11 protein-coding genes and 1 tRNA gene are annotated in these 14,492 nt (G+C 71.0%); 7 read left to right on the top strand and 5 right to left on the bottom strand.

Annotated features, from left to right (window positions below):
• Positions 1-4: 4 nt before the first annotated feature.
• On the bottom strand, positions 5-1,987 hold the full coding sequence (locus tag N912_RS0124035) for an acetoacetate--CoA ligase (RefSeq protein ID WP_028924393.1): 1,983 nt from the start codon (positions 1,985-1,987) through the stop codon (positions 5-7).
• 6 nt (positions 1,988-1,993) lie between these two features.
• Positions 1,994-2,698 (bottom strand): dienelactone hydrolase family protein, encoded by a 705-nt coding sequence (locus N912_RS0124030; protein WP_028924392.1) that lies wholly within the window; start codon positions 2,696-2,698, stop codon positions 1,994-1,996.
• Between the two features lie 80 nt (positions 2,699-2,778).
• On the opposite strand from N912_RS0124030, the gene N912_RS0124025 reads away from it, so the two are divergent.
• Positions 2,779-3,849, top strand: coding sequence for a histidinol-phosphate transaminase (locus tag N912_RS0124025; RefSeq protein ID WP_028924391.1), 1,071 nt, complete (start codon positions 2,779-2,781; stop codon positions 3,847-3,849).
• Here the strand turns inward: N912_RS0124025 and N912_RS0124020 are convergent.
• Positions 3,839-4,111, bottom strand: a complete 273-nt coding sequence (locus N912_RS0124020) for a GlsB/YeaQ/YmgE family stress response membrane protein (RefSeq protein ID WP_028924390.1) — start codon at positions 4,109-4,111, stop codon at positions 3,839-3,841. The genes N912_RS0124025 and N912_RS0124020 overlap by 11 nt on opposite strands.
• Positions 4,112-4,452: 341 nt before the next feature.
• Here N912_RS0124020 and N912_RS54275 point away from each other — a divergent pair, with 341 nt between their 5' ends.
• Positions 4,453-4,938 (top strand): hypothetical protein, encoded by a 486-nt coding sequence (locus N912_RS54275; RefSeq protein ID WP_169747941.1) that lies wholly within the window; start codon positions 4,453-4,455, stop codon positions 4,936-4,938.
• A 4-nt stretch (positions 4,939-4,942) separates the two neighbouring features.
• Here N912_RS54275 and N912_RS0124010 read toward each other — a convergent pair.
• Positions 4,943-5,027, bottom strand: a tRNA-Ser gene (locus tag N912_RS0124010).
• 63 nt (positions 5,028-5,090) lie between these two features.
• On the opposite strand from N912_RS0124010, the gene ypfJ reads away from it, so the two are divergent.
• Complete coding sequence (ypfJ, locus tag N912_RS0124005) at positions 5,091-6,020, top strand: KPN_02809 family neutral zinc metallopeptidase (RefSeq protein ID WP_028924389.1); 930 nt, start codon at positions 5,091-5,093, stop codon at positions 6,018-6,020.
• A 523-nt stretch (positions 6,021-6,543) separates the two neighbouring features.
• Here the strand turns inward: ypfJ and N912_RS54270 are convergent.
• Positions 6,544-8,532, bottom strand: coding sequence for an Hsp70 family protein (locus tag N912_RS54270; protein ID WP_051580700.1), 1,989 nt, complete (start codon positions 8,530-8,532; stop codon positions 6,544-6,546).
• 406 nt (positions 8,533-8,938) lie between these two features.
• On the opposite strand from N912_RS54270, the gene N912_RS0123995 reads away from it, so the two are divergent.
• The 4 genes from N912_RS0123995 to N912_RS0123980 all read left to right on the top strand — a co-directional run bounded on the left by N912_RS0123995 (position 8,939) and on the right by N912_RS0123980 (position 14,382).
• A complete protein-coding gene (locus N912_RS0123995; RefSeq protein ID WP_028924388.1) occupies positions 8,939-9,775 on the top strand; it encodes an IniB N-terminal domain-containing protein in 837 nt (278 codons plus the stop codon).
• Between the two features lie 318 nt (positions 9,776-10,093).
• Complete coding sequence (locus N912_RS0123990; protein ID WP_028924387.1) at positions 10,094-10,921, top strand: IniB N-terminal domain-containing protein; 828 nt, start codon at positions 10,094-10,096, stop codon at positions 10,919-10,921.
• A gap of 150 nt (positions 10,922-11,071) precedes the next feature.
• Positions 11,072-12,904: a dynamin family protein gene (locus tag N912_RS0123985; protein WP_028924386.1), complete on the top strand. Its 1,833-nt coding sequence runs from the start codon at positions 11,072-11,074 to the stop codon at positions 12,902-12,904.
• Positions 12,901-14,382, top strand: a complete 1,482-nt coding sequence (locus tag N912_RS0123980; protein WP_028924385.1) for a dynamin family protein — start codon at positions 12,901-12,903, stop codon at positions 14,380-14,382. The genes N912_RS0123985 and N912_RS0123980 overlap by 4 nt, the downstream gene beginning before the upstream one ends.
• The last annotated feature ends 110 nt before the right edge of the window (positions 14,383-14,492 follow it).

Below are 14,492 nucleotides of genomic sequence, written 5' to 3'. Positions count from 1 at the left end.
CGACTCACCCTGACAAAAGTCCCGACTCGCGGGCGGTGAGGAACGGGTCCAGGGCGGACGGGTTGGCCAGGGCGCCTCGGCTCACGGCGCGGTCCACGGGGACGCCGGCGAGGATCTTCTTGACCGGTACCTCGCACTTCTTGCCGTTCAGGGTGCGGGGGATCTCGGCGACGGTGATGAACCTGTCCGGCACGTGCCGGGGGGACAGCTCGGTGCGCAGGGTCCGGCGCAGCGACGGCTCTACGTCGTCGAGGGAGACGCCGGGCGCGAGGACCAGGAAGCACAGCAGCGCGCCGTCGTCGGCGCCCAGGGCCGAGGTGTCGATCACGAGCGAGTCCTGGACCTGGTCGGAGCCCTCCACCACGGCGTAGAAGTCGGCGGTGCCCATCCGCACCCCGCCCCGGTTCAGGGTGGAGTCGCTGCGGCCGTAGATGACCGACGAGCCGCGCGGTGTGATCTTGATCCAGTCGCCGTGGCGCCACACCCCGGGGTAGTCCTCGAAGTACGCCGCGCGCAGCCGGGAGCCGTCCGGGTCGTTCCAGAAGCTGACCGGCATGGACGGCATCGGCTCGGTGATCACCAGCTCGCCGACCTCGTCGACCAGCTCCTTGCCGGCCTCGTCGAAGGCCTTGGCCGAGGCACCCAGCTGTGCGCAGGACAGCTCGCCCAGCCACACCGGGACGGTCGGAGCCGCGCCAAGGAACGCCGTGCACAGGTCGGTGCCGCCGGAGACGCTGGCGATCTGCATCCGCTCGCTGACCGCGTCGGCCAGCCACCGGAAGCCCTCCACGGACAGCGGCGCGCCCGTCGAGCCGAACGCCCGGACCGAGCTGAGGTCATAGGCGTCGCGCGGGCGAAGCCCGGCCTTGAGGCAGGACTGCACGTACGGCGCGGACGACCCGAGCAAGGTGATCCGGTGCCGCTGCGCCAGCGCCCACAGCACGCCCAGGTCGGGGTGCGCGGGGCTGCCGTCGTAGAGCACCACCGTGGTCCCCACCAGCAGCCCGGAGACGAGGAAGTTCCACATCATCCAGCCGGTGGTGGTGTACCAGAACAGCCGGTCGCCGGGGCCCTGGTCCATCTGCAGCCGGATCATCTTGATGTGCTCCAGCACGATCCCGCCGTGCCCGTGCACGATGCCCTTGGGCAGCCCGGTGGTGCCCGAGGAGTAGAGCACCCACAGCGGGTGGTCGAACGGCACCGGCTCGAACTCCAGCTCCGTGTGCGAACCGGCGAGCAGGTCCGCCCAGGCCACGGTTCCCTCGACGACCGCGGCGGGGTCGAGGTACGGGACGAGCACCGTGGCGCTCAGCGTGGGCAGCTGGCCGCGCAGCGCGTCCACCGTGGCCCGGATGTCGTACCCCTTGCCGCCGTACCGATACCCGTCCACCGCAACCAGCACCGTCGGCTCGATCTGGGCGAACCTGTCGACCACCGCGCGGGTGCCGAAGTCCGGCGAACACGACGACCAGGTCGCCCCCAGCGACGCCGCCGCCAGGAACGCCACCAGCGTCTCCACGCAGTTCGGCGCCAGCGCCACGACCCGGTCGCCCCGCCCGACCCCCAGCGCGCGCAACCCCGCCCGCGCCCTGGCCACCTCGTCGCGCAGCTCGCCGTAGCTGACCGTCCGCTCGACACCGTCCTCCCTGGCGAAGACCACCGCGATGTCGTCGTCGGCGCGCCCGTCGCCGGGGGCCAGTGCGTGCTCGGCGTAGTTCAGCGTGGCGCCCGGGAACCACTTGGTGCCAGGCATCTCCCGGCGGCCCAGCACCGCGCGCGCCCGGTCGTGGAAGCGCACCCCGGCGAACTCGGCCAGCGCCGACCAGAACCCGTCCAGGTCACGCACCGACCAGTCGTGCAGCTCGGCGTAGTCGGCGGTGGCGACACCTCGGTGCTCGGCGACCCAGCGGGCGAACTCGGCCAGCGCGCTCGCATCGGCCGTCGACGGCTCCGGGGTCCAGATCTGTTCGGCGGTCATGCCGCCCATCATGCGCTATCGCAGGTGCGAGTCGAACCAGTTGAGGGTGCGCTGCCAGGCGTCGGCGGTAGCGCGCTGGTCGAAGTCGAAGCGGTGGTCCACCTCCGGGTAGACCACCACGTCGCTGGCCACCTCGGCGCTGGACGCGGCGGCGCGCAGCTTCTCCACCTCGTGCACGGTCGGGTCCTGGGAGCGCTCGCCGAACAGCCCCAGCCACGGGCAGGTCAGCTCCGGCACGGCGGCCAGCGGCGCCGGCAGGTCGTCCGAGAGCGGCTCGGTGACGCGGTTGCCGGCCACCGTGACCGCCGCGCCCAGCGACCGCTGGGTGGCCACCACCAGCGCCACCGAGCCGCCGAGGTCGAAGCCGATCACGCCCATCCGGTCGGCCGTCACGCCGCGCTCGGCCAGCCAGCCGAACGCGGTGTCGGTGTCTGCCATCACGCTCGCCCCGGTCAGCCTGTTGACCTGGTCGCGCACCTGCTCGTCGGTGTCCTCGGCGCCCAGCTCGTCGGCCCCGTCGCGGTGGTAGAGGTGCGGCGCGACGACCTGGAAGCCCTCCATGGCCAGGCTGTGCACCAGCCAGCGCACGCCGTCGGTGACCCCGCGCGACTCGTGCAGCACCACGATGCCGCCGCGCGCCGAACCGTCCGGCTCGGCGACGGTCAGCCGCAGCTCGCTGCCATCGTCGAGCGGCACGGTTTCGGTGCGCAGATCCGTCATGACCACAGCCTTTCATGCCGTCCGGGATCACGCGCAAACGCGCGCGCCACACCGCGACCGGGCCGACTAACGTGCGTCTCATGGACCCCACGATCCGGGCGGACCTCGACGCGCTGCCCGCGTACATCCCTGGCCGGACGATCCCCGGCGCGATCAAGCTGGCCAGCAACGAGGTCGCGCTGCCACCGCCGCGCCCGGTGCTCGACGCGATCGCCGAGGCGGCGGCCGCCGGCAACAGGTACCCGGACATGGCGGTGACCAGCCTCACCGCGCGGCTGGCCGAACGGCATGGCGTGTCAGCCGACCAGGTGGCGACCGGCTGTGGCTCGGTGAGCCTGTGCCAGCAGCTGGTGCAGATCACCTGCGGCTCGCCCGACGACGAGGTGCTGATGGCCTGGCGCTCGTTCGAGGCGTATCCGATCGTGACCAGGGTGGGCAACGCGCGGCCGGTGCAGGTGCCGCTGGACGCCGCGTTCCGGCACGACCCGGCGGCGATGGCCGCCGCGATCACGCCGAACACCCGGCTGGTGTTCGTGTGCAACCCGAACAACCCCACCGGCACCGTGCTGCGCCGTGACGAGCTGCTCGCGTTCCTGGACGAGGTGCCGGCGCACGTGGTGGTCGCGCTGGACGAGGCCTACCGCGAGTTCGTCACCGACCCGGAGGTGCCCGACGGGCTCACCCTGCTGGCCGACCGGCCGAACCTGGTGGTGCTGCGGACGTTCTCCAAGGCGTACCGGCTGGCCGGGCTGCGGGTGGGGTACGCGGTGGCCTCGCCGACGCTGGTGGCCGCGCTGCGCAGGGTGGCCCCCGCGTTCGGCGTGAACTCGCTGGCGCAGGCGGCGGCGTGCGCGGCACTGGACTGCCTGCCCGAGCTGCTGGACAGCTGCTCGGCGGTGGTGGCGGAGCGGGCCCGGGTGCGGGCCGAGCTGGTCGCGGCCGGCTACCAGGTGCCGGAGACCGAGGCGAACTTCGTCTGGCTGCCGCTGCGCGAGCGCGCGGCGGAATTCGCCGCGCACTGCGAGCAGCAGAAGGTGATTGTCCGCCCGTTCGCCGGCGACGGTGTTCGGGTCACCGTCGCCGACGCGGGCGAGAATGATGCATTCCTGGCCGCCGCCAGGTCATTCCCTGGTCAGGGCGCTAGCTCTTGACGCCCTTCTTCCCGAATGCGCCCGCCACGATCCCGATGCCAATCACCGCGAGCACTACCTGAATGATGTGGCGGATCCAGTCGATCCCGGGCGTCTCGCGCACGCCGAGCAGCACTGCCAGCCAGTTCCCGACGTAGGCCGCGACGATGCCGACCACGATCGTCAACCAGATCGGGATGTTCTGCTTGCCGGGGAGGATGATCCGGGCAAGCACGCCGAGCACCAGGCCAATGATGATCGACGAGACGATGGTTCCGATCACAGCTACCTCCACGAAGCTCGACGAGCCGCCCTGCCACAGCTCGTTATATAAGTGGCTAGCACATGATCGAAACAGAGTCACCAGTTGAGACCGGAATACAGGACAAAGAGTTACCCCCGGTTCGCCGGCCGCTCACCTGACCGTCGAAACCGGTCGTCCGGCCGTCGGCCCTGATGGCGACGCCGGCCGCTGTCAGGGCGACCGGCGCGGCGACCGCGGCGACCGCGGCGGCGGTCCTGGCCAGCCGGATTTCGCCGTTTCGGCCCGGAGGGCGGTGCCGGCCTTCTACCCTCGGTCCGATCCTCCAGCCGGAGGTCGTTCGGCCGCGCCGAGGGGGCCAGATGGGTGATGAGCGACCGGCGGGCGCCAACGCGGCGTCGGCCGATGGGGGATGGCCTGCCACCGGGGTCGGGCCGATGCCCCCACCCAGCGCCTCGGAGTACCTGATCCAGTGCCGGTACTGCGGTTCCGTCCCGGCGGCCAGCGTCACCTACCGGGCGCACCGGGGCATGATTCTGATCATGCAGTTCCGCCGGATCGAGGGGCCGTTCTGCCGGAGTTGCGGGCTGGAGGCGTTCCGCCGGATGACCTCGGACACGATGCTGCAGGGATGGTGGGGCGCGATCTCCTTCTGGATCACGCCGGTCATCCTGTTGATGAACGTGGCGCTCCGGCACCGGGTAGCCGGCCTGGCACCCCCCGGACCGTCGCCGCACGGCGACAGCCGCCCGTCCGACGGACCGGGAGCGCCGCTGTTCGCGCGGCCGGCCGCCATCGCGGCGATGGTGATCTTCGTCCTGCTCGTCGTGCTGGCGACGACGAGGTAACCGGCGGAAGCGGAGGGATTCGAACCCCCGGTCGGTCTCCCGACGCTCGCTTTCAAGGCGAGTGCATTCGGCCGCTCTGCCACGCTTCCGTCGCCCAGCCTAGCGACCGACGGACGCTCGACCGGTGCAGGTGGTTGTGGTGGGATCTCGATGTGGACATCAACCCCGACGCCGAGCTGGACACGTCGCAGGTCGAGGACATCCGGGGCTCCGGTGGGGGCGTCGGCGGCCGGGTGGCGATCGGTGGCGGCGGGGTGGGCCTGGTCGGGCTGTTGATCTACTTCCTGGTCGCGCAGCTCGGCGGCGCCGGCGTCGTGCCGCAAGGGCTGCCGCAGGCCGGGGACCTCGGCGGGGTGCGGTCCGGCCAGCAGGTCGACAGCGACGGGATTCGGGGCGAGTGCCGGACCGGGCGGGACACCGCGGCGCTGGACTGCGAGGCGGTCGCGGTGATCAACTCGATCCAGTCCTTCTGGAGCACGCAGTTCGCCAGGTCCGGCTCCAAGTACGTGCCGGCGAACACCCGGTTCTTCAACGGCTCGGTGTCCACCGCGTGCGGGCCGGCCACCTCGGACACCGGGCCGTTCTACTGCCCGGGCGACCGCAAGATCTACATCGACCTGAGCTTCTACCGCGAGCTGCAGACCCGGTTCGGCGCCCAGGGCGGCCTGTTCGCCCGGTCGTACGTGCTGGCGCACGAGTACGGCCACCACATACAGAACCTGATCGGCACCTCGTCGCGGGTGCGGGGCAACGCCGCCGGCCCGACGTCCGGATCGGTGCGCCTGGAGCTGCAGGCGGACTGCTACGCGGGCGTGTGGGCCAACCACGCCACCCAGACCAAGTCCGCGTCCGGCAAGCCCATCATCGAGAACATCAGCCGGCAGGACGTCGAGGCCGGGCTGGACACGGCCGGTCGGATCGGGGACGACTTCATCCAGTCGCAGATCGCGGGCCAGCAGGTCAACCAGAGCCGGTTCACCCACGGCAGCTCGGCGCAGCGACGGAAGTGGCTGACCGCCGGGCTCAGCACCGGCGACACCAAGCAGTGCAACACCTTCGCGCCCGGCGTGGACCTCGGCTGAACGAGGCCGGCCTGTGACGCAAGCCTCAAGCGAGTGAGGCCGTACATCGATATGGAACTGGTGGTGACCGGGGTCGGGCGGGGGCTCCCATTCCACGCCGACCCCGGTCACTCTGCAGTGGTAACGAGACAGCAGCGTTTTCGGTGCGCCGCTGTGACCTTGCCACCGCCGTTCCGAGTGACATTCGCGCCCGGTGGATGAACTTCCGGAGGTCTCCGACCAGCGCGACCGGCCGTCTCAGCGCGCCGAATTGCCGATCGCGAGCGAAAAAGCATCGGGTGGCGAGGGTCATATACCCGCTCGGCCCACGCACAAGACGGCTGGCTGATCTCCAGGGTGAACCGCGCCGGGCCGGTCACCGCCCCGACACGCTCGGCGACGGCCAGCGTCCACCCAACGCGTTGCCGGGTCACCAGCGCGGCCGGCGAGCGGTAAAGAGTGACCCGAACCGCGCGGTCACCGGCCCCAGACACACGAACACGCCGCCCGGAGGGTCTCCGAACGGCGTGCTCGCGGTGAAAGGTCAGGCCGAGCCGGACTGGTAGCCGGCCACGGCGTCGCGCTGGGCCATCGACTGCCCCTGCGCCGGCGCGGGTTCCTGCACCCACGGCTCGCCGTACGGGGCCGGGGTCGCGGCCCCGCTGGCCATCGGGTCGTCGGACGGCGCCCCGGAGCTCAGCCCGCTCGGCGCCGTGTTCGGCGACGACTGGGTGGCCTGCGGCGAGCTCGACTGTCCGGACAGGCCCTGCCCCTCGGACGGGCTGTTGGCGCCCGGGGTGCGGTTCGAGCCGTTCTGCGGCTGGGTGGACGGCTTGGTGCTGGGGTGGTTGCCCTCCGACGGCTGGTCGTCCTCCGAGCTGGGCGGGGGCTTGACCGTCGAGGTGTGGTTGTTCGTGCTCGGCGGGGGCGCCTTGGGCGTCGACTTCGGGGTCGACTTGGCGCCGCCGCCAGAGCCGCCGCTGTTGCCCTTGGTCGGCGCGGCCTTCTCGGTCGCCGGCGCGGAGTTGGACGGCGTCAGGTCGGTGGAGTTGCCGGCGCCGGCCGGGTCGTTCGCCTTGGACGGCCACAGGAACACCGCCGCCAGGATCGCGCCGATGGCGACCACGCCGCCGACGCCGATGAGCATGCTCTTCTGGTTGCGCTTGGCCGGCTCGGCGAGGTGGCCGTCGTCGAACTCGCCGCCCTCGAACGCGGCAGGCGCCACGTCCGGCCGGGGCGGCTCGGCGCCCATCGGCGGGCGCGGCGGACCACCAGGGCCACCGGGACCGCCCGGACCGCCGTGACCCGGCGGGGGCGGGGGCTGCTGCGCCGCGTACGCCGCACCGGCACCGGCGGCCGCACCAGCGGCACCGGCCGCCATCCCCGGCCCGACGCCCCTGACCGGCGGCATCCCGCCGGTGCCCTGAGGACCGGGCGGAGGCGCCTGGGCCGGGGCCGGCTGCGGCGAGATGGCCAGCGCGGCACCCATCGCGATCGCCGTCTTCGGGTCGGCGTCCACCGCGACCGGCCGGCCCAGCTCGTCGGAGACCATCTGGGACACCAGCGGGATCCGGGACGACCCGCCGACCAGCAGCACCGCGTTCAGGTCCGGCGGGGACAGCCCGGCCGAGCCGACCGCGCGGCGCAGCGCCACGATCGTCTCCTCCAGCGCCGGACGGATCATCGCCTCGAACTCGCCCCGCGTGATCCGGGCCTGGGTGCGCAGGTCGGGCAGCAGCACCGGGATGGTCGCCTCGGTGTCGCTGGACAGCGCCTCCTTGGCCTCCACGCACTCGCGGCGCAGCCTGGCCACCGCGGAGAGCACGTCCGGGTCCTCCGGGTCGAGGGAGTCGAGCTGCCCGCCCAGGCTGTCCCGGACGAAGCCGAACACCACCTCGTCGAAGTCCACGCCGCCCAGGCGCTCGATGCCCTCCGGCTGGCCGAGCAGCTCGAACCCGCCGTTGGGGGTCTTGCGGACCACGGCCGCATCGAACGTGCCGCCGCCCAGGTCGTACACGGCGACGGTGCTGCCAGGGTCGACCCGCTCGGCGGAGGCGTAGCTCACGGCGGCGGCCTGCGGCTCCGCCAGGAAGGTGACGGCCACGCCGATGTCGCGCAGCGCGCTGCCGAGCAGGTCCTTCTTGTGCGGACCCCAGCTGGCCGGGTGGGTGACGGCGATCCGCCGGGGCGGGCCGCCCTCCCGCTCGCTGACCTGGTCGACCACCCAGCGGACCATCCGCGCGCCGAGCTGGTGGGCCTGGAACTGCCGGCCGCCGATCATCAGCGGGACGTCGTCACCGATCCGGCGCTTGAACTCGCGGACCACCCGGTCCGGGTCGGTCAGCGCGCGGCGCTCGGCGGCCTCGCCCACCAAGACCGAGCCGTCGTCGGCCATGTACATCACCGAGGCGACGGTTGCCGACCTGGCGCCCAGGGTGACCACGTCGACACCGGCGGGCGCCCGCTCGGTGGCCCGACTGATCGCTGCCGCGGTGTACGTGGTTCCCAGGTCGATTCCGAGCTGGTAGCTCATCGCGCGTTCCCCTTACCCCGCGGACCGCGGGAGTTGGTCACGACCCGCCCCCCGGGGGCTGGCCGGAGGTCCGTCCGGGGAGTGGGCCCCGACGGCCTCCGAAGCTGCTGCCGGTCGCGCAACATGGTGATCAACTCTCGTCTCGAATGAAGCACAGTGCACTGATTTACCCCTCGTGGGTTGGGAGCCGATCCCCCAATCCCCCAACGGGCAGACTCCCATACCCCGTACCTCGGCCTACCAACAACCCTGTCCGATCCCCGATGGCGGAACGCCTCCGGATGCATAACTTGGCGTCAGTCTCGGACCACCCTGGGCGACGAGCAGCGCTATAGCACGCGACGTCGTCTCGGCCGAGATCACTACCAGCGCGCCCAGGGCGCCCCGTCACAGAGAGTTGACCACCATGTCCTCGACGTCACTGCTCGACTGGATCTTGAGCCTGCTGCGCGATCCGGACGCGCGCGCCGACTTCCAGCACGACCCGGACGGCTACGCGGCGCACCACGGTTTCGAGGGACTGTCCGGCGCGGACATCCACGACGCGCTCATGCTGATCGCGGACAGCGGCTCGGCCAGCTACGACCACAAGTTCCACGACAACGGGGTGCACTACCCGCCGCCGCACCACTACCCCTCGGGCGAGAGCGCTCCGCATTACCTGAACAACTACATCACCAACAATTACAAAATCATCGACGACCACTCGACGAACATCGACAACTCGGTCCACCAGAACGTCGACACCCATGGCGGGGACTTCGACCAGGTCATCGACAACGATCCGGTGGTCGCGTCCGGGGACCACTCGGTGGCGGCCGGCGAGGACATCGAGGACAGCGACCTGACCACCGGCGACCACAACGTGGTCGGGGACGACAACGAGGTGGTCACGGGGGACCACAACACGACGGCGTTCGGCTCGGGCGATGCCACCGACGTGAGCTTCGACCACGCCAACGTCAGCGACGGCGGCGCGCTCTCGGTCGGCGGGAACGCCCACGGGCACGCCGAGAGCAACGACACGACGACGTCGGTGCACAACTCCGGCTCCGGGGACACCTCGGTCAACGCCGCCGGCGACCACGGCTACGCCGACCAGACCGCCGACCAGAGCCACCACGACAACAGCGGCTTCGCCAACTACGAGGACCACTCCCAGACCGACAGCCACGACGACATCAACTCGCACAACACCACGCACGCCGCCGACAGCCACGACGTGGACGTCCACCACGTCTAGTCGACCCCAGGTGTCACCCGGCCGGTGCCGCGACCTCCCCCCAGGGTCGCGGCACCGGCCTTTTGTACAGGGGATAAATCCATGGCCGCGACCGTTCTTCCTGATAACGTGGCCACGCTCTCCCCATCGTGGCAACGAGCCCGGCGCCCCCAACCCCCCAACGGGCGCCGTGCCCCGGCCCGCAACACAGGCCCATCGGAACCCTGTGCGTTCCCCGATGGCCCAGGCGCGCGGCGGTCATAGCTTTGTGACCAACGCCGGAGCACCCGTCCGGCAGCACAACATCACAGACGCACTAGATGACTCAGGAGAACACCGATGGCTGTTGACACCTCGCTGCTGGACTGGCTGCTGAGCCTCCTCCGGGACCCGCACGCCAGGGCCGCGTTCATGGACGACCCCGAGGGCTACCTCAACGAGTGCGGTTTCCACGACGTGTCGGCCGGCGACATCCACGATGCGCTGACGCTGATCTCGGACAACGACCACTCGTCGCACCACGACCACGGCGTGCACTACCCGCCGCCCCGGCACTACGACCACCACGAGGACGGCGCGACGTACCTGAAGAGCTACGTCACGAACAACTACACGGTGATCGAGGACCACTCGACGAACATCGACAACTCGATCCACCAGAACATCGACACCCACGGCGGCGACTTCAACCAGGTCATCGACAACGACCCGGTGGTGGCCTCCGGTGACGGTGCGGTGGCGGCCGGCGGGGACATCCGCGACAGCAACCTGACCACCGGCGACGGCAACGTGGTCGGCGACGGGAACACCGCGGTCACGGGCGACCACAACACCACGGCGTTCGGATCCGGCGACGCCACCAACGCCAGCTTCGACCACACCAACGTCAGCGACGGCGGTGCGCTGTCGGTCGGTGGCAGCGCCTACGGGCACTCCGAGGACAACGACACGACGACCTCGGTGCACAACTCCGGCTCCGGCGACACCTCGGTCAACGCCGCCGGCGACCACGGCTACGCCGACCAGACCGCCGACCAGAGCGCCACCGACAGCAGCAGCTACAGCAACTACGAGGACCACTCCCGTAGTGACAGCCACGACGACGTGGGCTCGCACAACAGCTCCAGCTACGACGACAGCCACAACGTGGACGTGCACCACGCGTGACACGCCGTCGACGGGGGGCGATAGCCTGACCGCCAGACCCGAAGTGGCCGGCTCCATACCCTTGCCTGGGTCGTGGGGCCGGCCCTTTGGCGTGACACCCAGTCCGGTTCTTTAGGGTCGTACCGGCGACAACAGGGAGGGGTGAGCGGCGTGGCGGTACCAGAGGCGGTCTCGCTGGTGGACCTCGCGCTCAAGGCGACCACCGCGTACGACCGGCCTGACCTGGCCCGGCGGCTGCACCAGACCCGGCAGCGGCTGGTCGACCCGAACGTGCGGGTGCTGATCGTCGGCGAGTTCAAGCAGGGCAAGAGCCAGCTGCTCAACGCGCTGGTCAACGCCCCGGTGTGCCCGGTGGACGACGACATCGCCACCTCGCTGCCCACCGTGGTCAAGCACTCCGAGACCGCGTCGGTCACCCTGGTGCAGGAGAGCGAGTCGGAGTCCGGCGAACCGCTGCCGGCCAAGCGCAGCGAGGTGCCCGTCGAGCAGCTCGCGCAGTACGTCTCCGAGGCCGGCAACCCGAACAACCGCCGCCAGCTGTCCTACGCCGAGGTGGGCATCCCCCGGCGACTGCTCGCCGGCGGACTGGTCCTGGTGGACACCCCGGGCGTGGGCGGGCTGGGCTCGCAGCACGGCGCGGCCACCATGGGCGCGCTGCCCAAGGCGGACGCGGTGCTGCTGGTCTCCGACGCGGCCCAGGAGTACACCGCGCCCGAGCTGGACTTCCTGGAGTCCGCCCGCCAGCTCTGCCCGAACGTGGCCTGCGTGATCACCAAGACCGACCTGTACCCCCAGTGGCGGCGGATCGTAGAGATCAACATCGGCCACCTGTCCAGGGCCGGGGTGCACGCCAAGATCTTCCCGGTGTCCTCCACGCTGCGGCTGCACGCGCTGCGCACCGAGGACAAGTCGCTGATGGACGAGTCCGGGTTCGTCGAGCTGATCGGCTACCTGCAGCGCGAGGTGCTGGCCCGCGCCGACGAGCTGGACCGCAAGTCCACCAGCCAGGACGTGGTCACCGTCTCCGAGCAGCTGGCCACCAACATGCAGTCCGAGCTGATGACCCTCGAAGACCCGGAGAAGGCCGGCGCGCTGATCGCCCAGCTCAACCAGGCCAAGCAGCAGGCCGACGACCTGCGCCAGCGCTCGGCCCGCTGGCAGCAGACGCTCAGCGACGGGGTGACCGACCTCAACTCCGACATCGAGTACGACCTGCGGGACCGGCTGCGCGCGATCAGCCGGGAGGCCGAGAACATCGTCGAGCAGAGCGACCCGAAGGACACCTGGGACCAGCTGGTGAGCTGGGTCGAGCAGCAGGTGTCCCAGGCGGCATCGCAGAACTTCGTGTGGGCCATCCAGCGTGCGCAGTTCCTGGCCGGCCAGGTCGCCGACCACTTCAGCTCGAACGGCTCCAGCCTGCTGCCCAACCTGCGGGTGGGCCAGCAGGACTTCATCTCCGGCGACCTGCGGGCGATGGAACGCCCCGAGATGGAGAAGTACGGCGTCGGCGCGAAGCTGTTCTCCGGGCTTCGCGGCGGGTACGGCGGCCTGGTGATGGTCGGCATGGCCACCGGCATGGCCGGCCTGTCGCTGCTCAACCCGTTCTCCGCCGCCGCCGGCCTGCTGTTCGGTGGCAAGACGGTGGCCGACGAGATGAAGCGCAACAAGCAGCGCCGGCAGGCCGACGCCAAGATGGCGGTGCGCCGGCACATCGACGACGTGACCTTCCAGGTGGGCAAGGAAACCCGGGACATGCTGCGCCAGGTGCAGCGGAACCTGCGCGACCACTTCACCGCGATCGCCGAGGAGATGCACACCTCGCTCACCGAGGCCGTCCAGTCCGCGTCGAAGGCCGTCAAAATCGACGAGTCGGGACGGGTGCAGCGCATCCGCGACCTGAAGGCCGAGCTGGAACGGATCGAGAACATGGCGCAACGGGCCCGAGCGTTGGACAACGCGGTGCCGGCGGCGGTGGGCCGGTGAGCGCGCCGGGGGCGATGAACCTCGGCAACGCGGTGCGCGGGCTGCTGCGCCAGGCGATCGAGGTCTACTCCGACAGCCCGCAGGCCAACGGCTGGCTGCGGATGCACCTGTCCCGGTTCGACGAGCCGCTGCGGGTCGCCATCGCCGGCAAGGTCAAGGCCGGCAAGTCCACGCTGCTCAATGCGCTGGTCGGCGAGGAGATCGCGCCCACTGACGCCGGCGAGTGCACCCGGGTGGTGACCTGGTACCAGGACGGCAACGCCCCGAGGGTGATGCTGCATCCGAGGGGCGGTCAGCCGCACCAGCTGCGCATCCACCGCGAGGACGGGGCGCTGTCGATCGACCTGGCCGGCACGCCGGCGAACCAGGTCGACCGGCTGGTCGTGGACTGGCCGTCGCAGAGCCTGCGCGGCACCACGCTGATCGACACCCCGGGCATCGACTCGCTGTCCACCGACGTGTCCGCGCGCAGCCACCAGTTCCTGGCCCCGGAGGACGCCCCCACCCAGGCCGACGCGGTGGTGTACCTGATGCGCCACCTGCACTCCGGTGACGTGCGGTTCCTGGAGTCGTTCCACGACCAGGGGGTGGCACGGGCCACCGCCGTGAACACCATCGCCGTGCTGTCGCGGGCCGACGAGATCGGGGTCGGCCGGCTGGACGCGCTGATGTCCGCCAAGCGGATCGCCAGCCGCTACCGCTCGGACGACAAGCTGCGCGACCTGTGCCAGACGGTGGTCGCGGTGGCCGGCCTGCTCGCCCAGACCGGGCGCACCATGCGCCAGGCCGAGTTCGCCGCGCTCACCGAGCTGTCCACCCTCGAACGCGAGGAGATGGACGGGCTGCTGCTGTCCGCCGACCGGTTCGTCAAGGCGGACACCAACGCGAACCTCAACTCCGAGGCGCGCGCGGCGCTGCTCGGTCGATTCGGCCTGTTCGGGGTGCGGCTCGGGGTCACGCTGATCCGCCAGGGCGTGAACGACCCGTCCAAGCTGTCCGCCGAGCTGGTCCGCCGCTCCGGGCTGGACGACCTGCGCGAGGTGCTGAACATCCAGTTCAGCGAGCGCCGCGACCTGCTCAAGGCGCGGTCCGCGCTGCTCGCGCTGGACCTGGTGCTGCACCGCGAGCCCCGACCGCACGCCCAGCAGCTCTCCATCGAGCTGGAGCGCATCATGTCCGGCGCGCACGAGTTCAACGAGCTGCGCCTGCTCACCGCGGTCCGCTCCGGCGCCGTCAAGATGCCCGACGACGTCCGCACCGAGGCCGAACGCCTCCTCGGTGGCGACGGCGGCGCCACAGCTGCCCGCCTCGGCCTGGACCCGAACGCCGACCCCCGCGAGACCCAGGCCGCCGCCCTCGAAGCGCTCAGCCGCTGGCGCCGCCGCGCGGAGAACCCCCTCTCCTCCCGCGCCCAGACCGACGCCGCCCGAGTCGTCATGCGCTCCTGCGAAGGCATCCTGGCCACCATCCCCCGCTAACCCCACGTCCGTACCCCGTATCCGCGAGTCGGGGATTTTGTCAGGGTGAGTCGGGGATTTCGTCAGGCCACGGCTCGCCTGACAGAATCCGCGACTCACCCTGACGTTTT

It is taken from the genome of Actinospineispora acaciae DSM 45401 (assembly GCF_000620785.1).
Classification (GTDB): Bacteria; Actinomycetota; Actinomycetes; order Mycobacteriales; family Pseudonocardiaceae; genus Pseudonocardia; species Pseudonocardia acaciae.
Note: the sequence above shows the minus strand (reverse complement) of the source record. Positions and strands in the feature narration are given on the sequence as shown.